Raw genomic sequence first — 24,589 nt, 5'->3', positions numbered from 1 at the left:
ATGGACCACCGTCTCAGCTCCGAGCTGGAGGAACTCCGCCGCACGGTGGAGGAGTTCGCCCATGACGTGGTGGCGCCGAAGATCGGCGACTTCTACGAGCGGCACGAGTTCCCGTACGAGATCGTCCGGGAGATGGGCCGCATGGGCCTGTTCGGGCTGCCGTTCCCGGAGGAGTACGGCGGCATGGGCGGCGACTACCTGGCCCTCGGCATCGCCCTGGAGGAGCTGGCCCGGGTGGACTCCTCGGTGGCCATCACCCTGGAGGCGGGCGTCTCCCTGGGCGCCATGCCCCTGCATCTGTTCGGCTCCGAGGAGCAGAAGCGGGAGTGGCTGCCCCGGCTGTGCTCGGGCGAGGTCCTCGGCGCGTTCGGCCTGACGGAACCGGACGGCGGCAGCGACGCCGGCGCGACCCGTACGACGGCCCGCCTGGACCCGGACACGAACGAGTGGGTGATCAACGGCACGAAGTGCTTCATCACCAACTCGGGCACGGACATCACCGGCCTGGTGACGGTCACGGCGGTCACCGGCCGCAAGCCGGACGGCAGGCCGCAGATCTCGGCGATCATCGTGCCGTCCGGCACCCCGGGCTTCACGGTGGCCGCGCCCTACTCGAAGGTCGGCTGGAACGCCTCGGACACCCGCGAGCTGTCCTTCCAGGACGTCCGGGTGCCCGCCGCCAACCTGCTCGGCGCGGAGGGCCGGGGCTACGCCCAGTTCCTGCGCATCCTCGACGAGGGCCGCATCGCCATCGCGGCGCTCGCCACCGGCCTCGCCCAGGGCTGTGTGGACGAGTCGGTGAAGTACGCGAAGGAGCGCCAGGCCTTCGGCCGCCCGATCGGCGCCAACCAGGCCATCCAGTTCAAGATCGCCGACATGGAGATGAAGGCCCACACGGCCCGTCTCGCCTGGCGCGACGCCGCCTCGCGGCTGGTGGCCGGCGAGCCCTTCAAGAAGGAGGCGGCCCTGGCCAAGCTGTACTCCTCCACGGTCGCCGTCGACAACGCCCGTGACGCCACGCAGGTCCACGGCGGCTACGGCTTCATGAACGAGTACCCGGTGGCCCGCATGTGGCGCGACTCCAAGATCCTGGAGATCGGCGAGGGCACGAGCGAGGTCCAGCGGATGCTGATCGCCCGCGAGCTGGGCCTGGTGAGCTGAGACCGGATCAGGGAAAGGGCCGGCCCCCCGCGGGGGGCCGGCCCTTGCTTTCGAGCCGCTCAGGTCCTTTCGAGCCACTCGGGCGGAGCCGGAACGGACACACCCTCTGGACATCAACTTAGGTTAGGCTAACCTGACCTACGACCCAGTCCGGTGGGCCGTCCCGCCCTGTTCCGAAAGCAGCCGAGCCATGCCCAACACCCGTGCCCTCCACCTGAATCGCCGCGGCCTCCTCGCCGCGGGCGGCGCCGTCGCGCTCGGCGCCGCGCTCGCCGCCTGCGGGGACGGCAAGGGGAAAGACGGGACCTCCGGCTCGGGGAGCACCACCGCCAAGTCCGGTCCGTGGTCCTTCAAGGACGACCGCGGCACGACGCTGAAGCTGGACAGGGTGCCCGCGGACATCGTGGCGTTCACCGGTGTCGGCGCCGCGCTGTACGACTACGGCATCCAGGTCAAGGGCGTCTTCGGCCCGACCACGACCGAGGACGGCAAGGCCGATGTCCAGGCCGGCGACATGGACGTCAGCAAGGTGACGGTCCTCGGCAACACCTGGGGCCAGTTCAACCTGGAGAAGTACGCGTCCCTCGCCCCGGACGTGCTGATCTCCACCCTGTTCGACGACGCCGGCACCCTCTGGTACGTACCCGAGGAGTCCAAGAAGAAGATCGCCCAACTGGCGCCCAGTGTCGGCATCTCCGTCTACGACCGGCAGCTCACCGAGCCGCTGCGGCGGATGTGGGAGCTCGCCGAGTCGCTCGGCGCGGACATGAAGGCGGCCAGGGCCACCGACGCAAAGAAGCGGTTCGAGGCAGCGGCCGCCCGGCTGCGGGCCGCCGCCAAGGCCAGGCCCGGCCTCAGGGTGATGGCCGCGAGCGCGAGCGACCAGCTCTTCTACGTCTCCGGAACCGACCTCTCCGTCGACCTCGAGTACTTCAAGGCCCTCGGCGTGAACTTCGTCGAGCCCCCGCAGAGCGCCAAGAAGCAGGGCGGCGGCTGGTACGAGTCGCTGAGCTGGGAGAACGTCGACAAGTACCACGCCGACATCATCATGATGGACGACCGCGCCTCGGCCATCCAGCCCGCCGACATCACCAAGCCGACCTGGAAGAAGCTGCCCGCGGTGAGGGCGGGTCAGGTCATCGCCCGTTCACCGGAGCCGATCCTCTCCTACGACAAGTGCGTCCCGTTGCTGACGAACCTCGCCGAGGCCCTGGAGAAGGCCAGGAAGCTCGGCTGACCCCCTGTCAACGCCCTGAATCCCACCCTCAGGAGCCACACATGACGACGGCCGTGGCCGCCCCGTTCCGTTTCTTCGCTCTGCAGGTCGTACGGACGAGGCGGCTCGGTCCGTCTCTGGTCCGGGTCACCTTCGCGGGCCCCGGTCTGGACGCCTTCCACTCCGGCGGGCGCGACCAGTCCCTCTCCCTGTTCCTGCCGCATCCCGGCCAGACCGAGCCCGTCGTCCCGCTGGAACCGGGTGACGGCTGGTGGCAGGCGTGGCGCGAACTGCCCGACGACGTACGGGCGGTGATGCGGTCGTACACCCTGCGGGCCCTGCGCCGGGACACCCTGGGCCGCACGAGCGAGATCGACATCGACTTCGCCCTGCACGGCGTCGGGCCAGACGCTCCCGCTCCCGCCGGGCCCGCCTCCCGCTGGGCCTCCCGGGCCGCCGCGGGTGACCGCGTCCTGCTGCTCGGCCCGGCGATCGCCGACAACCGCGCGATCCGGTTCCGCCCGCCCGAGGACGCCGATCTGGTGGTCCTGTGGGGCGACGAGACCGCCGTGCCCGCCGCCACCGCGGTGCTGGAGTCCCTCCCCGCCGGCGTCCGCGTCCGCGCCTGGCTGGAGGTGCCGCACGCCGGGGACATCCAGGACGTGCCCACGGACGCGGACGCGGAGATCACCTGGCTCGTGCGGCACGACGGCGCCGCCGCGGCCGTCGACGCCGTACGGGCCGCGCCACTGCCCGCCGCCGAGCGGCCGTACGTGTGGCTCGCGGGCGAGTCGGGGCAGGTGAAGGCGCTGCGGCGGCACTTCGTCGGCGAGCGCGGGGTCGACCGGCGCCGGGTGACCTTCGTCGGGTACTGGCGCCGGGGCATGACCGAGGAACAGCTCCGGGCCGCGGCGTAACCACCCCTGAAGCGACTCCGGTCATGGGTGATTCATGCCTTGATCCAAAGAATTTAGGTTAGGCTAACCTAAGTTGAACCCATCGCACGGACTGTCCCCTCGGAGGACCCCCACATGCGCTCGCACCTGCTCAATGGCCTCACCGCGGAGCACTACCGCCGCTCCGTGACCGAAGGAGTCGAGCGGGTGGCGGCCCAACTCGCCACCACCGGCCGTCCGTTCACCGGCGTCACCGTGGACGCCCTCGCCCCCCGCGTCGACGCCGTCGACCTCGACCGGCCGCTCGGCGACACCGCCGCCGTCCTGGACGAGCTGGAGGACGTCTACCTCCGGGACGCGGTCTACTTCCACCACCCCCGCTACCTCGCCCACCTCAACTGCCCGGTCGTCATCCCCGCGGTGGTCGGCGAGGCCGTGCTCGCCGCGGTCAACTCCTCCCTCGACACCTGGGACCAGTCGGCCGGCGGCACCCTCATCGAGCGCAGGCTCGTCGACTGGACGGCCGGCCGGATCGGCCTCGGCCCCGCCGCCGACGGCGTGTTCACCTCGGGCGGTACCCAGTCCAACCTCCAGGCGCTGCTGCTGGCGAGGGAGGAGGCGAAGACCGACGACCTCCGCTGCCTGCGGATCTTCGCCTCCGAGGCCGGCCACTTCAGCGTGCAGAAGTCGGCGAAACTGCTCGGCCTGGGACCGGACGCGGTCGTCCCCGTACCGGTCGACCACGACAAGCGCATGCAGACCGTCGCGCTCGCCCGCGAACTGGAGCGCTGCCGCCAAGGCGGCCTGGTCCCCATGGCCGTCGTCGCCACCGCCGGCACCACCGACTTCGGGTCCATCGACCCGCTGCCGGAGATCGCCGGGCTGTGCGCCCAGTACGGCGTGTGGCTGCACGTGGACGCCGCCTACGGCTGCGGACTGCTCGCCTCCCGCAAGTACCGGCGCCGCATCGACGGCATCGAACGGGCCGACTCGGTGACGGTCGACTTCCACAAGTCCTTCTTCCAGCCGGTGAGTTCGTCCGCCCTGCTGGTCCGGGACGCGGCCACCCTGCGCCACGCCACCTACCACGCGGACTACCTCAACCCGCGCCGCATGGTGCGCGAGCGCATCCCCAACCAGGTCGACAAGTCCCTGCAGACCACCCGCCGCTTCGACGCCCTCAAGCTGTGGCTGACCCTGCGGGTGATGGGCGCCGACGGCATCGGCGAACTCTTCGACCGGGTCTGCGACCTGGCGGCCGAGGGCTGGCGGCTGCTCGCCGCCGACCCCCGCTTCGACGTCGTCGTCGAGCCCACCCTGTCCACCCTCGTCTTCCGCTACGTCCCGGCGGCCGTCACCGACCCGGTGGGGATCGACCGCGCCAACCTCCACGCCCGCAAGGCGCTGTTCGCCTCCGGCGACGCCGTAGTCGCGGGCACCAAGGTCGGCGGCCGCCACTTCCTGAAGTTCACCCTGCTCAACCCCGAGACGACGCCGGCCGACATCGCCGCCGTCCTCGACCTGATCGCCGGCCACGCCGAGCAGTACCTGGGAGAGCCCCTTGACCGCGCTTCCTGAAGCCAGCCGCACCCATGACTTCGTGGGGATCGGGCTCGGCCCCTTCAACCTCGGACTCGCCTGCCTCACCGAGCCGATCGCCGAACTGGACGGCGTCTTCCTGGAGTCCAAGCCCGGCTTCGAGTGGCACGCCGGCATGTTCCTGGACGGCGCCCACCTCCAGACCCCCTTCATGTCGGACCTGGTCACCCTCGCCGACCCCACCTCGCCGTACTCCTTCCTCAACTACCTGAAGGAGAAGGGCCGGCTGTACCCCTTCTACATCCGGGAGAACTTCTATCCCCTGCGGATCGAGTACGACGACTACTGCCGCTGGGCGGCGAACCGGCTGAGCAGCGTCCGCTTCGGCACCACGGTCACCGAGGTGACGTACGAGGACGAGCTGTACGTGGTCCGCACCCGGACCGGCGAGACCTTCCGCGCCCGGCACCTGGTCCTCGGCACGGGAACCGTCCCCTTCGTCCCGCCGGCCTGCCAGGGGCTGGACGGGGACTTCCTGCACACCTCCCAGTACATGCACCGCAAGGCGGAGCTCCAGGCGAAGAAGTCCATCACGATCGTCGGCAGCGGCCAGAGCGCGGCCGAGATCTACCACGAGCTGCTCACCGAGATCGACGTCCACGGCTACCAGCTCAACTGGGTCACCCGCTCCCCGCGGTTCTTCCCGCTGGAGTACACCAAGCTGACCCTGGAGATGACCTCCCCGGACTACGTCGACTACTTCCGCGCCCTTCCCGAGGAGACCCGCCACCGGCTGGAGAAGCAGCAGAAGGGCCTGTACAAGGGCATCAACTCGGATCTGATCGACTCGATCTTCGACCTGCTCTACCAGAAGGACGTGGAGAGCGGCGACCGCCCCGTCCCCACCCGGCTGCTCACCAACTCCTCGCTCGTCGGCGCCCGTCACGGCGACGGCGGCTACTCGCTCGCCTTCCACCAGGACGAGCAGGGCAAGGACTTCGAGATCCGCACCGAGGGCCTGCTGCTGGCCACCGGCTACCACTACGAGCCCCCGGCCTTCCTCACGCCGATCGAGGACCGCCTCCGCTTCGACGGCCACGGCCGCTTCGACGTCGCCCGCAACTACGCCGTCGACGTCACCGGCCGCGGCGTCTTCCTCCAGAACGCCGGCGTCCACACCCACAGCATCACCAGCCCCGACCTGGGCATGGGCGCGTACCGCAACTCGTACATCATCCGCGAGCTGCTCGGCACCGCGTACTACCCGGTCGAGAAGTCCGTCGCCTTCCAGGAGTTCGCCGTATGAGGTTCACGATCCGCCCCCTCGACCCCCTGACGGACGGTCTGCTGCTGCACGGCTGGGTCACGCATCCCAAGGCCGCGTTCTGGATGATGGGGGACGCGAGGCCGGAGGACGTCGAGCGGGCCTACCTGGAGATCGCGGCGGACGAGCACCACGACGCCTTCCTCGGGCTGCTCGACGGCGAGCCGGTCTTCCTGATGGAGCGGTACGACCCGGCGCACCGGGAGCTGGTCGGGCTGTACGAGCCGGAGCCGGGCGACGTCGGCATGCACTTCCTCGTCGCGCCGACGGACACTCCGGTGCACGGGTTCACCCGGGCCGTCATCACGGCCGTGATGACGTACCTCTTCGAGGACCCGGCGACCCGGCGGGTGGTGGTCGAGCCGGACGTGCGCAACACGGCCGTGCACGCCCTGAACGCGGCCGTCGGGTTCGTGCCCGAGCGGGAGATCCGGAAGCCGGAGAAGCGGGCGCTGCTGAGCTTCTGCACCCGGGAGCGGTTCACGAAGGCGGTGGCGGCATGACCCTCGCCGGCGCCGTGGCCCATCTCTCCCCCGAGCGCTGGGAGATCGCGAACCGGCTGCTGGTCCGCAAGGCGCTCGCCGAGTTCGCGCACGAGCGGCTGATCACGCCCGAGCGGGAGGGCGAGCGGTACGTCGTCCGCGGGGACGACGGGCTCACCTCCTACCGGTTCCGCGCCGTCCGCCGCGCCCTCGACCACTGGGAGATAGACCCGGCCTCCATCAGCCGCCACCGCGACGGCGCCGAACTCCCCCTCGCCGCCCTGGACTTCTTCATCGAACTGAAGGACTCCCTGGGGCTGGGCGACGAGATCCTGCCGGTCTACCTGGAGGAGATCTCCTCCACCCTCTCGAGCACCTGCTACAAGCTGGCCAAACCGGAGGTGACCTCCGCCGAGCTGGCCCGCCGGGGCTTCCAGGACATCGAGACCGGCATGACCGAAGGCCACCCGTGCTTCGTCGCGAACAACGGGCGGCTCGGGTTCGGCGTCCGGGAGTACCTGGCGTACGCCCCCGAGACCGCGAGCCCGGTGCGGCTGGTGTGGCTGGCCGCGCACCGCTCCCGGGCCGCGTTCACGGCGGGGGCCGGCATCGAGTACGAGTCCTTCCTGCGGGAGGAGCTGGGCGAGGGAACGCTGAACCGGTTCCGCGCCACGCTCACCGGACAGGGCCTCGACCCCGCCGACTACCTGCTCATCCCGGTGCACCCCTGGCAGTGGTGGAACAAGCTCTCCGTCACCTTCGCCGCCGAGGTCGCCCGCCGGCACCTCGTCTGCCTCGGCGAGGGCGACGACGAGTACCTGGCCCAGCAGTCCGTACGGACCTTCTTCAACACCAGCGCCCCACACAAGCACTATGTGAAGACGGCTCTGTCGGTCCTCAACATGGGCTTCATGCGCGGGCTCTCGGCCGCCTACATGGAGGCGACCCCGGCGATCAACGACTGGCTCTCCCGGCTCATCGAGAGCGACCCCGTGCTGAGGGCGACCGGTCTGTCGGTCATCCGGGAGCGGGCGGCCGTCGGCTACCGGCACCTGGAGTACGAGCGGGCCACCGACCGCCACTCGCCGTACCGCAAGATGCTCGCCGCGCTGTGGCGCGAGAGTCCGGTGCCCTCGCTGGGCGACGGCGAGTCGCTCGCCACCATGGCCTCCCTGCTGCACGTGGACCACCGGGGCGCCTCCTTCGCGGGCGCCCTGATCGAGCGGTCCGGGCTCACGCCCTCCGCGTGGCTGCGCCGGTACCTGCGCGCGTACTACACCCCGCTCCTGCACAGCTTCTACGCCTACGACCTCGTCTTCATGCCGCACGGCGAGAACGTGGTGCTGGTGCTGAAGGACGGGGTCGTCCGGCGCGCGGTCTACAAGGACATCGCCGAGGAGATAGCGGTGATGGACCCGGACGCGGTCCTGCCGCCGGAGGTGCGGCGGATCCGGGTCGACGTCCCGGACGACCAGAAGCTGCTGTCCCTCTTCACCGACGTCTTCGACTGCTTCTTCCGCTTCCTCGCGGCGAACCTCGCCACCGAGGGGATCCTCGCGGAGGACGACTTCTGGCGGACGGTCGCGGAGGTCACGCGCGCGTACCAGCGCTCGGCCCCCGAACTGGCCGACAGGTTCGCTCAGTACGACATCTTCGCCCCGACGTTCGCCCTGTCCTGCCTCAACCGGCTCCAGCTGCGCGACAACCGGCAGATGGTGGACCTCGCCGACCCGTCCGGCGCGCTGCAGCTGGTGGGCGAACTGGAGAACCCCATCTCGGGGTTCTGAGCGCCCCGAAGGGCGGGCGCCCCGGAGTACGGTCCTCCGGGGCGCCCGCCCGCCCTCGGTCAGCCCTCCGGCCAGGGCACCTGCGGCGACCTGTAGTAGTCGATGCCGAGGGCGGTCCAGCGCGGGCCCTGGGCCGCCAGCCGCACCTTGTAGGCCCCCCAGTCGTGGGTGGCCGCCGGGGACCAGCCCAGCTCGGCCGCGCCCGCGAGACGCGGGAAGGCCATGTACTCGATGTCGGCGGACGTCTTGAGGGTCTCGGACCACAGGGGCGCCTCCACCCCCCTGACGGCGGACGCGGGGGCGCCGGGCAGATAGGCGCCCGGGTCCCAGTCGTACGACCGCTTCACCTCCACCAGACCCGCCCAGGTCAGGCCGAGCCTGGTGTTCTTGGTGTACTTCATGTCGAGGTACACCCGGTCGGCCGGGGACAGGATCAGCCCCGTGCCGTTCTGGGCGGCCTTCGCGACCTGTGCCTTCTCCGCCGCGCTGGTGCCGTCCAGGCCCCAGTACTGGGCGAGGGCGCCCTTGGCGGGGTGGGCGCCGGTGAGCTGGTGCCAGCCGATGACCGTCTTGCCGTACTTGGCGACGATCGGCTGCACCCGGTCCATGAACTTCACGTAGTCGGTGTGGCTGGTGGAGTGCGCCTCGTCGCCGCCGATGTGCAGATAGCGGCCCGGGGTGAGGGCGGCGATCTCCCTGATCACGTCGTCCACGAAGTCGTACGTGACCTGCTTGGGCACGCACAGCGAGCTGAAGCCGACCTCCGTGCCGGTGTACAGCGGGGGCGCCACGCCGTCGCAGTTGAGCTGGTCGTAGGAGGCCAGGGCCGCGTTGGTGTGGCCGGGCATGTCCATCTCGGGGACGACCTCCAGAAAGCGGGAGGCCGCGTACCGGACGATCTCCCGGTAGTCCGCCTTGCTGTAGTACCCGCCCCTGCCGCCGCCGACCTCGGTGGAACCCCCGTACGAGGCGAGGCGCGGCCAGGAGTCGATGGCGATGCGCCAGCCCTGGTCGTCGCTGAGGTGCAGATGCAGCTCGTTGATCTTGTAGAGGGCCAGCTGGTCGATGTACCGCTTGACCTGGGCGACGGTGAAGAAGTGCCGGGAGACGTCCAGCATGGCGCCGCGGTAGGCGTAGCGGGGGCGGTCCACGATGGTGCCGCCCGCGATCTGCCAGGGGCCGGGCTGGACGGTCCGCTTCTCCACGGCGGCCGGGAGGAGCTGACGCAGCGTCTGGACGCCGTGGAAGAGGCCGGCGGGGGCGCTCGCGGTGATGGTGACGCCGCCGGCGCCGCTGTGCAGCAGGTAGCCCTCGGCGCCGAGGCCGTTCGGCGCGAGGAGGAGCCGGATGCCGCCGGTGCCGTGGTCGGTGAGCGGCAGCGGATAGCCGGTGGAGGGCCGCAGGATGCCGGTGAGGTAGGCGCCGACGCGACGGGTCTCGGCCGAGCCGTCGACGCGCACACGGGTGGCGCTGGTGATGCGGTACGGGGTTCCGCCCGGCAGGACGGAGGCGGGCGCCGGGACCACCCGGTCCGGCGGGGCCGGGACCGCGGCGCGCGCGCTGGGCGCCGCGCCGAGGGTGAGGACACCGGCCGCAGCGACGAGCAGCAGCGATCCGAGGATGCGAGGGGTTCGGGGAGTCGTGCTGTGGTTCCGTCTCACATGCGCTCCCTTCAGATGTGGTCGAGACCACTCTCCCGCAGATCCGGTGAAACAATCTCTCCATGGCGGAAATCATCCAGAAGGACGGCATCTGGGCCTTCGACGGTGACGCCCTGCGGCTCACCCCGGGCCGGGACAGGAACGTCGGTCTGCTCCGCCGCGAGCTGGGCGAACTCGTCGTCCCCCTGGATGCGTTGGCCGGTGTCTCCTTCGAGCAGGGCAGGAGGTCGGGGCGGCTGAGGCTGCGGCTGCGGGACGGCGCCGACCCGCTGCTGCAGGCCACCGGGCGCCGGCTCGCCGACCCGGACGACCCCTACCAGCTGACGGTGGAGTCCGACCGGTACGGCGTCGCCGAGTACTTCGCGGACGAGGTGCGCAACGTCCTGTTGCTGGAGGGGGTTTCACCCGACCCCGTGACCGGGTTCCTGCTGCCGGGGCCTTCCCTGCCGGTGTCCGCCTCCGCCGGGGACGGCACCGCGGGCTTCGACGGGGAGCGGGTACGGCTGGAGTGGAACTGGAAGACGGAGGACGCCAAGGCCGCCACCGGCCCCCGGGCCATCCCGCTCGGGGACGTCGTCGGCGTGGAGTGGCAGCCGGCGGCCGGCCTGGAGAACGGCCATCTGCGGTTCCTGGTGCGCGACGCGCCGGTCACCGCGCCGCCCAAGTACGACCCGAACGCGGTCGAGCTGTGGGGCTTCAGGAAGGACCCGCTGATGGCCCTGGTCGCCGCCGCCGTGCAGGCGCGGCTGCCGCACCCTGCCTCGGCGGAGGCGCAGGTGCGCCCGGAGCCGCCGGCGCCCGCCGGGGCACGCGCCGAGGACGGCCACGACGCGCTGCTGCGGCGGCTGCGCGAGCTGGGCGAACTGCACCGCGACGGGGTGCTGACCGACGAGGAGTTCGCCCGGGCCAAACAGGCGGTCCTCAAACGGCTGTGAGGACCGCCCGCGGCGCCGGCAGTGACGTGGACCACACCCTCGGCCTCGGGGCGGGCGGTGCCGTCGATCGGTTGTTCGCTGAGATGCACATCACTTCCCGCGGGAAGCTGCCCGAAATCGGGCATGATTCTTGCGAAACGGCGACCGGTACCCCAGGATCTACCGGGTGCACGACGAACTTGTCGATCATCTGACGCGGTCCACGCCCCTGAGCCGGGGCGAGGCGCTGCGCGTGGTCCAGGACGTGCTCGCCTACTTCGACGAGACGACCCAGGATTTCGTCCGTCGCCGCCACCGCGAACTCCAGGCGCAGGGCCTGGTGAACACGGAGATCTTCGGACGGATCGAGGCGGACCTGAAATACCGGGCGGTGGCGCCGCCGGAGCTGACGCTCAGGCAGCTGCGCCGCATGGTCTACGGCTGAGACGCCAGGCTGAGAGATGCGTATACATGTGCGGAATTGTCGGATACATCGGGAAGCGTGACGTCGCCCCCCTCCTCCTGGAGGGCCTGCAGCGGCTGGAGTACCGCGGCTACGACTCCGCGGGCATCGTCGTCACCTCCCCGAAGACGCCCGGCCTGAAGATGGTGAAGGCCAAGGGCCGGGTGCGCGACCTGGAGGCCAAGGTCCCGGCGCGTTTCAAGGGCACGACCGGCATCGCCCACACCCGCTGGGCCACCCACGGCGCCCCCTCCGACGCCAACGCCCACCCGCACATGTCGGCCGACAACAAGGTCGCGGTCGTCCACAACGGCATCATCGACAACGCCTCCGACCTGCGCCGCAAGCTGGAGGCGGACGGCGTCGAGTTCCTCTCCGAGACCGACACCGAGGTCCTCACCCACCTCATCGCCCGCTCCCCGGCGGACAAGCTGGAGGAGAAGGTCCGTCAGGCCGTCCGCGTGATCGAGGGCACCTACGGCATCGCCGTGCTGCACGCCGACTTCCCCGACCGGATCGTGGTGGCCCGCAACGGCTCCCCGGTGGTCCTCGGCATCGGCGAGAAGGAGATGTTCGTCGCCTCGGACATCGCCGCCCTGGTCACCCACACCCGGCAGATAGTGACCCTCGACGACGGCGAGATGGCCACCCTCAAGGCCGACGACTTCCGCACCTACACCACCGAGGGCACCCGTACGACGGCCGAGCCCACCACCGTGGAGTGGGAGGCCGAGTCGTACGACATGGGCGGCCACGACACCTACATGCACAAGGAGATCCACGAGCAGGCCGACGCCGTCGACCGCGTGCTGCGCGGCCGCATCGACGACCGGTTCTCCACCGTGCACCTCGGCGGCCTCAACCTGGACGCCCGCGAGGCCCGGCAGATCCGCCGGGTGAAGATCCTCGGCTGCGGCACGTCGTACCACGCGGGCATGATCGGCGCCCAGATGATCGAGGAGCTGGCCCGCATCCCCGCCGACGCCGAGCCCGCCTCGGAGTTCCGCTACCGCAACCCGGTGGTGGACCCCGACACCCTGTACGTGGCGGTCTCCCAGTCCGGTGAGACGTACGACGTCCTCGCGGCGGTCCAGGAGCTGAAGCGCAAGGGCGCCCGCGTCCTCGGCGTGGTCAACGTGGTCGGCTCGGCGATCGCCCGCGAGGCGGACGGCGGCATCTACGTGCACGCCGGCCCGGAGGTCTGCGTGGTCTCCACCAAGTGCTTCACCAACACCACGGTCGCCTTCGCCCTCCTGGCGCTGCACCTCGGCCGCACCCGCGACCTCTCCGTGCGCGACGGCAAGCGGATCATCGAGGGCCTGCGCAGGCTGCCGGAGCAGATCACCGAGATCCTGAAGCAGGAGGAGGAGATCCGGAAGCTGGCCGAGAGCTACGCCGACGCCCGCTCGATGCTCTTCATCGGCCGGGTCCGTGGCTACCCGGTGGCCCGCGAGGCCTCCCTCAAGCTCAAGGAGGTCTCCTACATCCACGCCGAGGCCTACCCGGCCTCCGAGCTGAAGCACGGCCCGCTGGCCCTGATCGAGCCGGCCCTGCCCACGGTGGCGATCGTCCCCGACGACGACCTCCTGGAGAAGAACCGCGCGGCCCTGGAGGAGATCAAGGCCCGCGAGGGCAAGATCCTCGCCGTGGCCCACCAGCTCCAGGAGAAGGCCGACCAGACGATCGTCGTCCCCAAGAACGAGGACGAGCTCGACCCGATCCTCATGGGCATCCCGCTCCAGCTTCTGGCCTACCACACGGCGAAGGCCCTGGGCCGCGACATAGACAAGCCGCGAAACCTGGCGAAGTCCGTGACGGTCGAATAGAAAACGGAGCGGACCCCCACGTGAGCCACCTGACACGTGGGGGTCCTTTCCGTGCCGCTGTGGATCAGCCGGTGGCCGTCACCCCCCGGCCGGCGGCACGCCGGGGAAGCACCGTCGGCCAGTGCGCGACGGCCGCCGTCGCCGCGTACCAGGCCACCGCCCCGGAGACGACGGCCACCCAGCCGCCGACCTTGGTGAGAACGGAACTGTCCGCGAACTGCGCCACGGCGAGCACGAGCATCGCCAGGAACAGCAGCCCGTACACGGCCTGACCGAGACTGTCGCCGCCCGCCAGGGCCAGCGTGAGCGCCACGAGGGCGAACAGGACCAGGAAGAGCCCGGCCGCGTGGGCGGAGCCCTGACCGGAGACGGCCCAGGTGAACCACAGCGCGCCGAGGGCCACGAAGCCCGTGCCGGAGGCGCTGTCGCGGTCACGGAAGGCCAGCAGACCAACGAGGAAGAGCGCGACCCCGCCCACGTAGTGGGCCAGCGAGACGGCGTCGGAGGCCGCCACGCCGTCGATCACGCCGGTCGTACCGAGCCCGAACGCCAACAGGGTGACACCCAGGGCGAGTCGGCCGACCACGGTAGTGCTTCCGATTCCCGCGGAGACGTCGTTGTCCACGGCGGGCTCCCTTCATGCATGTGCAGTTGCGCGGTGACCGGTATATGCCCTTCACAAGGGCACAAACCACCTCTACGCGCGAGTAGTTTCGTGCTGCACAAAGGAAGTTGACGGGGCGTGAGACGCTCAGGGGATGACGATCACGGGCCGCTTCGCCCGCTTGGCGAGCCGTCCCGCGACCGAGCCGAAGATCCGGCCGACGATGCCGTGCGTGGAGCCGACGACGATCGCGTCCGCCTCGTACTCCCGGCCCACCTCTTCGAGTTCGTGGCAGATGTCACCGCCGCGCTCGACCAGGATCCACGGCACCTCCGCCAGATAGTCCGCACAGGCCAGTTCCAGCCCCAGGACCTCGGTGCGGTGGTCCGGCACGTCGACGAAGACGGGCGGCTCGCAGCCGGCCCACACGGTGGTGGGCAGCCGGTTGGCGACATGGACGATGATCAGACCGGAGTGGGAGCGGTGCGCCATGCCGATCGCGTAGGCGAGGGCGCGCTCACTGGACGTCGAGCCGTCGAAGCCGACGACGACTCCGTGCCGGAAGGCAGGATCGCAGGAGGGGTGTGACTCTTCCGCCGCCAGGGGATCGGCCGCCGTGGGATCGGCGACCGGCCGCTTGCGGTCCGCGGGTTCGAAGAATTCGTGACCGGCCATGGCTGTCTCGGCGTTGTGATCCTTTATGGGTGGGTCGACAGTGTGCGACGGAGCTGTGTCCGGGAAACATCTTCCCCACCCCATACCCCCAAGGGTACGGCGGCACGCCTCCCGAGCCCAGATCCCGCGCACGCTCCGTAAGCGGTCCCCCGACGTCCGTAGGGGTTCACCGGAGCATGCACGAGCGACGCCCGTAACGCAATGCTCGCTGCCCCGTACAGGCGGTTTGCACGGGATTCACAGAAGTACGACCGGTGACCGACCGCTCGAACGGGCGTTGATCCCCGGTGAGCCACCGCCACAGGGAGTGCGACATGTCCGGACCCCGACCCAGAAGCGAGCAGCCCTCCGCGCCGGACACCGCCGGCGATGTGATCCGCTGGGCCGCCTTCAGCTGCGTCCTCGTCCCCGTGGTCCTGGTCTGGTACGGCACCTCGCTGGCCGGCGCGGCGGGGACCGCCCTGGGGCTGGCCGCGGTCACCGCCGTCTGCCGGCTGCTGCTGCGTCACTCCGAGCGTTGCGCCGCGCAAAGAGCCGGACGTCACACCCGGGGACAGACACCGGGCGACTGACCTGTTTCCGCACCTTCGAACGCTTCTTTTCAGCCAACTTCTGGATATCGGCCAGGAGGGCCCCCGACCACCCCCCAACCCCCGTTCCACCTGCGCGGAAAGGGCCTACGGGCCGCTGCGCACCCTACGCGGTTTGGCCACTGCGACAAGGCGCACTTCCCTGCACGCCCCGCGAGTGCAACGCTTCGTGATCGAATGCTTCACGCCAAGTTGTCATGTCGACAATGTGCCGCATTTGGAACTGGTCACCGTGAGACCGCGGGACCCAGTAGATTCGATCTTGTCTTACGGCGGGGGACTCGTGCAGGACCGAGGGGAAACGTGCAGGAGCGACACAACCGAGGAGCCGCGACCACCGAGGGGGGCTTAGCAGTATGAGCCACGACTCCACTGCCGCGCCGGAAGCCGCAGCCCGGAAGCTGTCCGGGCGCCGCCGCAAGGAGATCGTCGCGGTGCTGCTGTTCAGCGGCGGCCCCATCTTCGAGAGTTCCATTCCACTGTCGGTGTTCGGGATCGACCGCCAGGACGCCGGCGTGCCGCGCTACCGACTACTGGTGTGCGGCGGCGAGGAAGGCCCACTGCGGACCACAGGGGGCCTGGAACTCACCGCACCGCATGGGCTGGAGGCGATCTCACGCGCCGGCACGGTCGTCGTACCGGCCTGGCGTTCCATCACCTCGCCGCCACCGGAGGAAGCGCTCGACGCGCTGCGCCGGGCGCACGAGGAGGGTGCCCGCATCGTCGGGCTGTGCACGGGCGCGTTCGTGCTCGCGGCGGCCGGACTGCTGGACGGACGCCCGGCGACCACCCACTGGATGTACGCGCCGACGCTGGCCAAGCGCTATCCGTCGGTTCACGTGGATCCACGGGAACTGTTCGTCGACGACGGCGATGTGCTGACGTCGGCCGGGACGGCGGCCGGGATCGACCTGTGTCTGCACATCGTGCGGACGGACCACGGCAACGAGGCGGCCGGCGCGCTCGCCCGGCGCCTGGTGGTCCCGCCGCGCCGCAGCGGCGGTCAGGAGCGCTATCTCGACAGGTCTTTACCCGAGGAGATCGGCGCCGACCCGCTCGCCGAGGTCGTCGCCTGGGCGCTGGAACACCTCCACGAGCAGTTCGACGTGGAGACGCTGGCGGCACGCGCCTACATGAGCCGCCGTACGTTCGACCGCCGGTTCCGCTCGCTCACCGGGAGCGCGCCGCTGCAGTGGCTGATCACTCAGCGGGTGCTCCAGGCGCAGCGGCTGCTGGAGACGTCGGACTACTCCGTGGACGAGGGGGCGGGCCGGTGCGGGTTCCGCTCGCCGGTCGCGCTGCGCGGGCACTTCCGCCGCCAGCTCGGCTCGTCCCCCGCCGCCTACCGGGCCGCCTACCGGGCCCGGCGGCCGCAGGGCGACAAGCCGGGCGAGGTGGACGCCCCGATGCCGGGGGCCGGCCAGCCGGGCCCGCCCGCGGGGCTGCCGGGTCCGGGACCGGTGGGCCCCGTGCCCTCGCTCCGGCACTCGGACGGGGACACCGGTGTGCCGCACCAGAGCCCCCGCGCGGCGGCCGGCGCGGTGAGCCTGCTGCCGGGGCCGCGCTCGGGCCGCTGAGCGGGGAGCGCGGGGGAGAAGGGGGCGGGCACACACCCGCCCCCTTCTTTCTGTGCTCTCCCCGTGCCCGGTGGACGGGCGGTCCGGGGAGGCCGGCGGCAGCACGGGGGCATCCAAAAGCGGACGTCAGCTTTAGGGTGGTCGCATGAACGATCGCATGGTGTGGATCGACTGCGAGATGACCGGCCTCTCGCTGTCCGACGACGCGCTCATCGAGGTGGCCGCCCTCGTCACCGACTCCGAGCTGAACGTACTCGGCGAGGGGGTGGACATCGTCATCCGCCCGCCGGAGCAGGCACTGGAGACGATGCCGGAGGTGGTGCGTCACATGCACACCGCGTCCGGGCTGCTCGCGGAGCTCCCGAACGGCACGACCCTGCGGGACGCCGAGGAGCAGGTCCTGGCGTATGTGCGGGAGTACGTGAAGGAGCCCGGCAAGGCCCCGCTGTGCGGCAACTCCGTCGGCACCGACCGCGGCTTCCTGCTGCGGGACATGCCGACTCTGGAGGACTACCTCCACTACCGGATCGTCGACGTGTCCTCGGTCAAGGAGCTGGCCCGCCGCTGGTACCCGAGGGCGTACTTCAACAGCCCGGAGAAGAACGGCAACCACCGGGCCCTCGCCGACATCCGCGAGTCGATCGCCGAGCTGCGCTACTACCGCGAGGCCATCTTCGTCCCGCAGCCCGGCCCCGACTCCGACACCGCGAGAACGATCGCCGCCAGGCACGTGCTGCCCGCCCAGTAGGCCGCCCGGGGTCCGCTCGGAGGCCCGCGCGAAAACCTGTGCGCGAGCACCCCTTCGGACCCTGTAGACTTCTTCTCGGCCGGTCGGGGAAACGACAAGTTCCACCGCCGGTCATGGTGGGTGTAGCTCAGCTGGTAGAGCACCTGGTTGTGGTCCAGGATGCCGCGGGTTCGAGTCCCGTCACTCACCCTCAGTGATCAGCCGGTGACTCCGTCTCAGGACGGGGCGCCGGCTGACTCGTTTCCGGAACACGCCGGGCCTGTCCGGGCCCTTCCCGCAGCGGCACCTCCGCCACCAGCAGCGCCGCCACGAACGCCGGCGCCCCGGCGGCCGGCCAGCAAGACGTGCCGGGTGCCCTCCGCCACCGCCTGCCGGTACGCCTCCCCCGTCGCCGTGGCCGGCACCGCCCGGGTGAACAGGGAGCCGAGGACCGCGACGCCCAGGGAGCCGCCGAGCCTGCGGAACAGGTTCGTCGCCGCCGAGGCCGCACCCCTTTCACTTCCCCGGCAAGGAGGCGCTGCTCTTCGGCATGGACGCCGGCCTGGAGGCCGCGCTGGTCGCGGCGGTCCGGGACCGCTCGCCGGACACCTCGCCGGTCCAGGCGCTGCGCGCGCACATGCTGGGCGCCCGGGCCTTCAAGGCGGCGCACGAGGAGCGGATGGCCTCGTTCCTCCGGCTCGTCACCGGCACTCCGGCACTCGTCGAGCCACCGGCACATGTGGATGCGGCACGAACGCGTCCTCGCCGAGGCGATCGCCGCCGACACCGGCGCCCCCGCCGACGACCCGGCCTGCGCGGCCCTCGCCACCTCGCCCTGGAGTCCCGCGCCCTCACCGGCACCCCCACCGACCCCGAGGCCACCGTCAACGCGGCGTTCGACCTGCTGGAGAAGGGCTGGGAGGGCGTACGCCCGACACCGGGGCGTCCCTCATAGGGGGCTGCCGCCGCTCATGACGATGCTCGGGGCACCAGTTCCGTGGGCAGTACCGCGTGCCGCCGCTCCGGGCCCCGTGACGCGGCCGGGCGGCGGTCGGCGATCTCGGTCAGCAGGAGGTCGATCATCGCCCGGCCCATCTCCTCGATGGGCTGGCGGACGCTGGTGAGGGGCGGGTCCATGTGGCGGGCGATGGCCGAGTCGTCGTAGCCGACGAGTGCCACGTCGTCCGGGATGCGGCGGCCCGCCTCGCGCAGCACCTGACGGGCGCCGGCCGCCATCACGTCCGAGCCGGCGAAGACCGCGTCCAGGCCCGGCTGCCGCTCCAGGAGCACGGACATGGCCCGCCGGCCGCCCTCCTCCGTGAAGTCGCCCGGCTCGACGAGGAGTTCGTCCACGCTCCGGCCCGCCTCCCGCAGCGCTTCGCGGTAGCCGTCGACGCGGCGCTGGGCGCCGTAGACGTCCAGGCGCCCGGTGATGTGCGCGATCAGGCCGCGGCCCCTGGCCAGCAGGTGCTCCACGGCCGAGCGGGCGCCGCCGTAGTTGTCCGAGTCCACCGAGGGAAGCGTCTCCCCGGCCGAGCGCGGGCCGCTGATCACGGCCGGGATCTCCAGCTGGGCCAGCAGGTCGGGCAGCGGGTCGTCGGCGTGGACGGAGACCAGGAGGACGCCGTCCACGCGGTGGGCGGCGAGGTACTGGGCCAGCCGCTGCCGCTCCCGGTCGTTGCCCGCGAAGATCAGCAGCAACTGCATCTCGGTGTCGGAGAGTTCGGCGCCGACACCGCGCAGCATGTCGGAGAAGTACGGCTCCGCGAAGAAGCGGGTCTCCGGCTCGGGGACCACCAGGGCGATGGCGTCGGTGCGGTTCGCGGCCAGGGCCCGGGCCGCCGTGTTGGGCACGTACCCGAGCTCGGCGACCGCCGCCTCGACCGCCGCACGGGTGGCGTCGCTGACCCGGGGCGAGCCGTTGATCACCCGGGACACCGTGCCCCGGCCGACCCCGGCCCGGGCCGCGACCTCCTCGAGCGTGGGCCGACCACCGCTCCGGCCCCGCGGTCCGTGGCTCGCCATGGGCTCCACCTCCCTCGACACAAATCCCGGCTGGCTGGAATGTAACAGCCCAGGCCAGAGCGACGGCGTTTCCGAGCGATCGGCGATGGCTCGTTAACACTCCGATAACTGGACGCAGTTGCCGCCGTCCGTTCCCTTGACACCCCGCCCGGGACCCGCGACTCTTCAACACATCACTTGTGGGAGCGCTCCCACAGTACCTGACACCTACACATCCCGCACGTTCCCCGCCCGAGCCGCAGCGAGCACGAACGGGCCCGATTCCATGCAGTTGGCCGGGGGGTCGGCACGTCAGGCAACAGGAGGACGCAATGCGCACGAGCATCCGCCGGTCCCAGCGGCTGATGGCCCTCGCGGCCGTCGCCGCGCTGACCACGGGACTGCTGGCCGGCTGCGCCAAGGACTCGAACGACGGCTCGTCGGACAACTCGGACGGTGGCAACGGCAAGGGCAAGATCACCCTCACCGTCGGGACCTTCGGCGTCTTCGGCTACAAGCAGGCCGGCCTCTACGACGACTACATGAAGCTCCACCCGAACATCAACATCAAGGAGAACGTCACCACCCGGACCGACGTCTACTGGCCGAAGGTGCTCACCCGCCTGCAGGCCGGCTCCGGCACCGACGACATCCAGGCCATCGAAGTCGGCAACATCACCGAGGCCGTGCAGACCCAGGCGGACAAGTTCGCCGACCTCGGCAAGGAGGTCGACAAGTCCCAGTGGCTGGACTGGAAGAACGCCCAGGCCACCACCAAGGACGGCAAGCTCATCGGGCTCGGCACGGACATCGGGCCGATGGCGATCTGCTACCGCAAGGACCTCTTCCAGAAGGCCGGGCTGCCGACCGACCGCACCAAGCTCGCCGACATGTGGAAGGGCGACTGGGCCAAGTACGTCGGAGTCGGCAAGCAGTACATGAAGAAGGCGCCCAAGGGCACCAAGTTCGTGGACTCGGCGGCCTCCGTCTACAACGCGGCCCTCGGCGGCGGCGACGAGCGCTACTACGACAAGGCGACCGGCAACGTCGTCTGGGACAAGTCGGACGGCGTGAAGAAGGCCTGGAACGTGGCGATGAGCGTCGCGACCAGCGACATGTCGGCGAAGCTGAAGCAGTTCGACCCGACCTGGGACCAGGGATACGCCAACGCGAGCTTCGCCACCGTCGCCTGCCCCGCCTGGATGCTCGGCTACATCGAGCAGAAGTCCGGTGACTCCGGCAAGGGCAACTGGGACGTGGCGGCGGCCCCGACCGCGTCCAACTGGGGCGGCTCCTTCCTCGGCGTGCCGACGGCGGGCAAGCACCAGAAGGAGGCCGTCGAGCTGGCCAAGTGGCTGACCGCGCCCGCGCAGCAGGCGAAGGTGTTCGCCAAGCAGGCGAGCTTCCCGTCCGTCCCGGCGGCCTACTCGAGCCTGCAGCCGGCCGCGGACACCACCGCGTACTTCTCGAACGCGCCGATCACCCAGATCTTCTCCGACTCGGCGAAGACCATCCCGACGCAGTACTTCGGCATCAAGGACCAGCCGATCAACTCGGCCATCACCGACGTCGGCATCCTCCAGGTCGAGCAGAAGGGCAAGTCGCCGTCCCAGGGCTGGGACGCGGCGTCCAAGGAGATCAAGGACGTGCTCGGCCAGTGACCAGCTCCAAGCAGGCTCTCGCGCACCCCGCGTCGAGCGCCGAGGCCGCGCCCGGCACCCCGCCGGGCGCGGCCCGGGGCGCTCACGGTCGCGGTACGCCGGCGGGCACCGACTCCTGGCGCAGCCGGCTGTACCGCTGGGACATGAAGGCGTCGCCGTACGCGTTCGTCGCCCCCTTCTTCGTCCTGTTCGGGGCCTTCACCCTCGTCCCGCTGCTCTACACGGCCTGGTACTCGCTGCACGACGTGCAGCTGGCCTCGCTGGACCACCAGACCTGGACGGGCCTCGGCAACTACAAGAACCTGTTGTCCTCGGACTTCTTCTGGAACGCGCTCGGGAACACCTTCACCATCGGGGTGATCTCGACCGTGCCGCAGCTGCTGGCGGCGCTGGGGCTCGCGCATCTGCTGAACTACCGGCTGCGCGGCTCGACCGTCTGGCGCGTGGTGATGCTGACCCCGTACGCCACCTCGGTGGCCGCGGCGACCCTGGTGTTCACGCTGCTGTACTCGTGGGACGGCGGCATGGTCAACTGGATCCTGCACTTCTTCGGGGTGAATCCGGTCAACTGGCGCGAGTCGGACTGGGGTTCGCAGTTCGCGGTGTCGTCCATCGTGATCTGGCGGTGGACGGGCTACAACGCGCTGATCTACCTCGCGGCCATGCAGGCGATCCCGGCGGACCTGTACGAGTCGGCGGCGATCGACGGCGCCAACCGCTGGCAGCAGTTCCGGCATGTGACGGTCCCGCAGCTGCGGCCGACCATCCTCTTCACGGTCGTCGTCTCCACCATCGGCGCCACGCAGCTCTTCGGTGAGCCGCTGCTCTTCGGCGGGGTCAGCGGGTCCAAGGGCGGCTCCGAGCACCAGTACCAGACGCTCGGCCTGTACATGTACGACCAGGGCTGGATCATCGGCAACCTCGGCAAGGCGTCCGCGATCGCCTGGTCGATGTTCCTCATCCTGCTGATCGTCGCCGCGGTCAATCTGCTGCTCACCCGACGGCTGAGGAAGTCCCAATGAGCGAACTGACCATCCCCCGGGCGGTGCGCGAGGAGCGGCGGCCCCGTGGCATGGGCGCCGGCAAGCAGCTGCACGCGGGCCCGGTGACGTACGTCGTCCTGACCGTCTTCGCGCTCGTCTCGCTGGCCCCGCTGGTGTGGACGGCGGTCGCGGCCTCCCGCACCGACCGGCGCCTCGCCCAGACCCCGCCCCCGCTGTGGTTCGGCGGCAACCTGTTCAGGAACCTCCAGGCGGCCTGGGGCCAGGCGGGGCTCGGCACCGCGATGTTCAACTCGGTGCTCGTGGCGGGCACGATCACGATCAGCACGGTGCTGTTCTCCACGCTGGCCGGTTTCGCCTTCGCCAAGCTGCGGTTCCGGTTCTCCGGCCTGCTGTTGCTGCTGACCGTCGGCACGATGATGATCCCGCCGCAGCTGGCCGTCGTACCGCTGTATCTGTGGATGGCGGACCTCGGCTGGTCCAACCAGCTGCAGACGGTGATCCTGCCGAGCCTGGTGACCGCGTTCGGCACGTTCTTCATGCGGCAGTACCTGGTGCAGGCGCTGCCGTCCGAGCTGATCGAGGCGGCCCGGGTGGACGGGGCGAACAGTCTGCGCGTCGTCTGGCACGTGGTCCTCCCGGCGGCCCGGCCCGCGATGGCGGTGCTCGGCCTGCTGACGTTCGTGTTCGCCTGGAACGACTTCCTGTGGCCGATCATCGCCCTGAACCAGCAGAACCCGACCGTGCAGGTGGCCCTGAACTCGCTCGGCACCGGCTATGTCCCGGACCAGGCGGTGATCATGGCGGGCGCGCTGCTCGGCACCCTGCCGCTGCTGGTCGCGTTCCTGCTGTTCGGCAAGCAGATCGTGGGCGGGATCATGCAGGGTGCGATCAAGGGCTGATCGCCGTTCGCCAGGGGCCGGGCCACCGCCGCCCCGGCCCCCTCCCCCGCCCCTGTCCTCCCTCCCCCTTCGACGGTCTTTCACGACTCATACGGGAGCGCTTTCATGCTTGAATCCCCTTCCTCCGCGGTCTTTCCTTCCGCCTTCCTCTGGGGCGCCGCGACCTCGGCGTACCAGATCGAGGGGGCGGTGCGGGAGGACGGCCGCACCCCCTCGATCTGGGACACCTTCAGCCATACGCCGGGCCGCACGGCCGGCGGCGAGACCGGTGACATCGCTGTCGACCACTACCACCGCTACCGCGAGGACGTGGCGCTGATGGCCGGGCTGGGCCTGAACGCCTACCGCTTCTCCGTCTCCTGGTCCCGGGTGCAGCCGACCGGCCGGGGTCCGGCGGTCCAGGTGGGCCTGGACTTCTACCGACGTCTGGTGGACGAGCTGCTGGCGCACGGCATCAGGCCGGCCGTCACGCTCTACCACTGGGACCTTCCGCAGGAGCTGGAGGACGCGGGCGGCTGGCCGGAGCGGGAGACCGCGTACCGGTTCGCGGAGTACGCACAGCTCGTCGGCGAGGCCCTCGGCGACCGGGTGGAGCAGTGGATCACCCTCAACGAGCCCTGGTGCAGCGCCTTCCTGGGCTACGGCTCCGGCGTGCACGCGCCCGGCCGTACCGACCCGGCGGCCTCGCTCCGGGCGGCCCATCACCTCAACCTCGCGCACGGCCTGGCCGCTTCGGCGCTCCGGTCGGCGATGCCGGCCCGCAACCGGATCGCGGTCAGCCTCAACTCGTCCGTCGTACGGCCCCTCACCCAGGACCCCGCCGACCTCGCGGCGGCCCGGCGCATCGACGACCTGGCCAACGGCGTCTTCCACGGCCCGATGCTGCACGGGGCCTACCCCGCGTCGCTGCTCACGGCGACGGCGCCGGTCACCGACTGGTCGTACGTCCGCGACGGCGACCTGCGCACGATCAACGCGCCCCTGGACGCGCTGGGCCTGAACTACTACACCCCGGCCCTGGTCTCGGCGGCCCCCGGCAAGGTCGAGGGCCCGCGCGCCGACGGCCACGGCGCCAGCGACCACTCCCCCTGGCCGGCGGCCGACGACGTGCTGTTCCACCAGGCCCCGGGCGAGCGCACGGAGATGGGCTGGAGCATCGACCCGACGGGCCTGTACGACCTGATCACGCGCTACTCCCGGGAGGCCCCGGGGCTCGCGTTGTACGTGACGGAGAACGGCGCGGCCTACGACGACAAGCCCGACCCCGACGGCCGGGTGCACGACCCCGAGCGCATCGCCTACCTGCACGGCCATCTCTCGGAGGTCCGCCGCGCCATCGCGGACGGCGCGGACGTGCGCGGCTACTACCTCTGGTCCCTGATGGACAACTTCGAGTGGGCCTACGGTTACGGCAAGCGGTTCGGCGCGGTCTACGTCGACTACGCCACCCTGGAGCGCACCCCTAAGTCCAGCGCCCACTGGTACGGGGAGGCGGCGCGGACGGGGGTGCTGCCCGAGGTGGGGCCGGCCACCTGACGGGGGGATGGGGCGCGGCCCGTTATGGGGGGACGGGCCGCGC

Annotated in this window: 22 protein-coding genes and 1 tRNA gene; 19 read left to right on the top strand and 4 right to left on the bottom strand. The window is 70.7% G+C overall.

Features of this window, described 5'->3' with window-relative positions:
* The 7 genes from ACWEN3_RS01950 (at position 1) to ACWEN3_RS01920 (ending at position 8,405) form a co-directional block, all read left to right on the top strand.
* Positions 1–1,161: an acyl-CoA dehydrogenase family protein gene (locus ACWEN3_RS01950; RefSeq protein ID WP_452964403.1), complete on the top strand. Its 1,161-nt coding sequence runs from the start codon at positions 1–3 to the stop codon at positions 1,159–1,161.
* A 190-nt stretch (positions 1,162–1,351) separates the two neighbouring features.
* Positions 1,352–2,398 (top strand): ABC transporter substrate-binding protein, encoded by a 1,047-nt coding sequence (locus ACWEN3_RS01945; protein WP_452964400.1) that lies wholly within the window; start codon positions 1,352–1,354, stop codon positions 2,396–2,398.
* A gap of 41 nt (positions 2,399–2,439) precedes the next feature.
* On the top strand, positions 2,440–3,294 hold the full coding sequence (locus ACWEN3_RS01940) for a siderophore-interacting protein (protein WP_452964397.1): 855 nt from the start codon (positions 2,440–2,442) through the stop codon (positions 3,292–3,294).
* Between the two features lie 114 nt (positions 3,295–3,408).
* Entirely contained in the window at positions 3,409–4,851 is a 1,443-nt protein-coding gene (gene desA / locus ACWEN3_RS01935; protein WP_452964395.1) for a lysine decarboxylase DesA, read from the top strand.
* Positions 4,835–6,118: a lysine N(6)-hydroxylase/L-ornithine N(5)-oxygenase family protein gene (locus tag ACWEN3_RS01930; protein ID WP_452964392.1), complete on the top strand. Its 1,284-nt coding sequence runs from the start codon at positions 4,835–4,837 to the stop codon at positions 6,116–6,118. The genes desA and ACWEN3_RS01930 overlap by 17 nt, the downstream gene beginning before the upstream one ends.
* Positions 6,115–6,639, top strand: a complete 525-nt coding sequence (locus ACWEN3_RS01925; protein ID WP_452964389.1) for a GNAT family N-acetyltransferase — start codon at positions 6,115–6,117, stop codon at positions 6,637–6,639. The genes ACWEN3_RS01930 and ACWEN3_RS01925 overlap by 4 nt, the downstream gene beginning before the upstream one ends.
* The gene (locus ACWEN3_RS01920; RefSeq protein ID WP_452964386.1) at positions 6,636–8,405 is read left to right on the top strand and encodes an IucA/IucC family protein; all 1,770 of its coding nucleotides are present in this window, start codon (positions 6,636–6,638) and stop codon (positions 8,403–8,405) included. The genes ACWEN3_RS01925 and ACWEN3_RS01920 overlap by 4 nt, the downstream gene beginning before the upstream one ends.
* 59 nt (positions 8,406–8,464) lie before the next feature.
* On the opposite strand, the gene ACWEN3_RS01915 is transcribed toward ACWEN3_RS01920, so the two are convergent.
* Positions 8,465–10,066 carry a beta-N-acetylhexosaminidase gene (locus ACWEN3_RS01915; protein ID WP_452964383.1) on the bottom strand — a complete coding sequence of 534 codons (1,602 nt, stop codon included), beginning with the start codon at positions 10,064–10,066 and terminating at the stop codon, positions 8,465–8,467.
* 62 nt (positions 10,067–10,128) lie between these two features.
* Between ACWEN3_RS01915 and ACWEN3_RS01910 the strand changes: the two genes are divergently transcribed.
* The 3 genes from ACWEN3_RS01910 to glmS all read left to right on the top strand — a co-directional run bounded on the left by ACWEN3_RS01910 (position 10,129) and on the right by glmS (position 13,269).
* A complete protein-coding gene (locus tag ACWEN3_RS01910; protein ID WP_452964381.1) occupies positions 10,129–11,001 on the top strand; it encodes a DUF4429 domain-containing protein in 873 nt (290 codons plus the stop codon).
* Positions 11,002–11,167: 166 nt separating this feature from the next.
* The gene (locus tag ACWEN3_RS01905) at positions 11,168–11,425 is read left to right on the top strand and encodes a hypothetical protein (protein ID WP_452964379.1); all 258 of its coding nucleotides are present in this window, start codon (positions 11,168–11,170) and stop codon (positions 11,423–11,425) included.
* A 26-nt stretch (positions 11,426–11,451) separates the two neighbouring features.
* Positions 11,452–13,269 (top strand): glutamine--fructose-6-phosphate transaminase (isomerizing), encoded by a 1,818-nt coding sequence (gene glmS, locus ACWEN3_RS01900; RefSeq protein ID WP_452964377.1) that lies wholly within the window; start codon positions 11,452–11,454, stop codon positions 13,267–13,269.
* Between the two features lie 64 nt (positions 13,270–13,333).
* Here glmS and ACWEN3_RS01895 read toward each other — a convergent pair whose 3' ends face one another.
* Both ACWEN3_RS01895 and ACWEN3_RS01890 read right to left on the bottom strand, forming a co-directional pair.
* The gene (locus tag ACWEN3_RS01895) at positions 13,334–13,894 is read right to left on the bottom strand and encodes a GPR1/FUN34/YaaH family transporter (protein ID WP_452964374.1); all 561 of its coding nucleotides are present in this window, start codon (positions 13,892–13,894) and stop codon (positions 13,334–13,336) included.
* Positions 13,895–14,020: 126 nt separating this feature from the next.
* Positions 14,021–14,548, bottom strand: coding sequence for a universal stress protein (locus ACWEN3_RS01890; protein WP_452964372.1), 528 nt, complete (start codon positions 14,546–14,548; stop codon positions 14,021–14,023).
* Positions 14,549–14,862: 314 nt separating this feature from the next.
* On the opposite strand from ACWEN3_RS01890, the gene ACWEN3_RS01885 reads away from it, so the two are divergent.
* From ACWEN3_RS01885 to ACWEN3_RS01865, 5 genes are all read left to right on the top strand, one after another.
* Entirely contained in the window at positions 14,863–15,120 is a 258-nt protein-coding gene (locus tag ACWEN3_RS01885; protein ID WP_452964369.1) for a hypothetical protein, read from the top strand.
* A 374-nt stretch (positions 15,121–15,494) separates the two neighbouring features.
* The gene (locus ACWEN3_RS01880) at positions 15,495–16,715 is read left to right on the top strand and encodes a helix-turn-helix domain-containing protein (protein WP_452964367.1); all 1,221 of its coding nucleotides are present in this window, start codon (positions 15,495–15,497) and stop codon (positions 16,713–16,715) included.
* A gap of 145 nt (positions 16,716–16,860) precedes the next feature.
* A complete protein-coding gene (gene orn / locus ACWEN3_RS01875) occupies positions 16,861–17,463 on the top strand; it encodes an oligoribonuclease (RefSeq protein ID WP_452964365.1) in 603 nt (200 codons plus the stop codon).
* Between the two features lie 116 nt (positions 17,464–17,579).
* Positions 17,580–17,652, top strand: a tRNA-His gene (locus ACWEN3_RS01870).
* A gap of 340 nt (positions 17,653–17,992) precedes the next feature.
* Positions 17,993–18,397, top strand: coding sequence for a hypothetical protein (locus ACWEN3_RS01865; RefSeq protein ID WP_452964362.1), 405 nt, complete (start codon positions 17,993–17,995; stop codon positions 18,395–18,397).
* A 14-nt stretch (positions 18,398–18,411) separates the two neighbouring features.
* Here the strand turns inward: ACWEN3_RS01865 and ACWEN3_RS01860 are convergent, their stop codons facing one another.
* Entirely contained in the window at positions 18,412–19,467 is a 1,056-nt protein-coding gene (locus tag ACWEN3_RS01860) for a LacI family DNA-binding transcriptional regulator (protein ID WP_452964360.1), read from the bottom strand.
* A 311-nt stretch (positions 19,468–19,778) separates the two neighbouring features.
* On the opposite strand from ACWEN3_RS01860, the gene ACWEN3_RS01855 reads away from it, so the two are divergent.
* From ACWEN3_RS01855 to ACWEN3_RS01840, 4 genes are all read left to right on the top strand, one after another.
* Positions 19,779–21,107 (top strand): ABC transporter substrate-binding protein, encoded by a 1,329-nt coding sequence (locus tag ACWEN3_RS01855; RefSeq protein ID WP_452964358.1) that lies wholly within the window; start codon positions 19,779–19,781, stop codon positions 21,105–21,107.
* Positions 21,104–22,129 carry a carbohydrate ABC transporter permease gene (locus tag ACWEN3_RS01850; RefSeq protein WP_452964355.1) on the top strand — a complete coding sequence of 342 codons (1,026 nt, stop codon included), beginning with the start codon at positions 21,104–21,106 and terminating at the stop codon, positions 22,127–22,129. Before ACWEN3_RS01855 ends, ACWEN3_RS01850 begins: the two co-directional genes overlap by 4 nt.
* Entirely contained in the window at positions 22,126–23,010 is an 885-nt protein-coding gene (locus ACWEN3_RS01845; protein ID WP_452964353.1) for a carbohydrate ABC transporter permease, read from the top strand. The genes ACWEN3_RS01850 and ACWEN3_RS01845 overlap by 4 nt, the downstream gene beginning before the upstream one ends.
* Positions 23,011–23,115: 105 nt before the next feature.
* Positions 23,116–24,546, top strand: a complete 1,431-nt coding sequence (locus ACWEN3_RS01840) for a GH1 family beta-glucosidase (RefSeq protein WP_452964350.1) — start codon at positions 23,116–23,118, stop codon at positions 24,544–24,546.
* Positions 24,547–24,589: the final 43 nt, after the last annotated feature.

The organism is Streptomyces sp. NPDC004561, from assembly GCF_053602155.1.
Note: the sequence above shows the minus strand (reverse complement) of the source record. Positions and strands in the feature narration are given on the sequence as shown.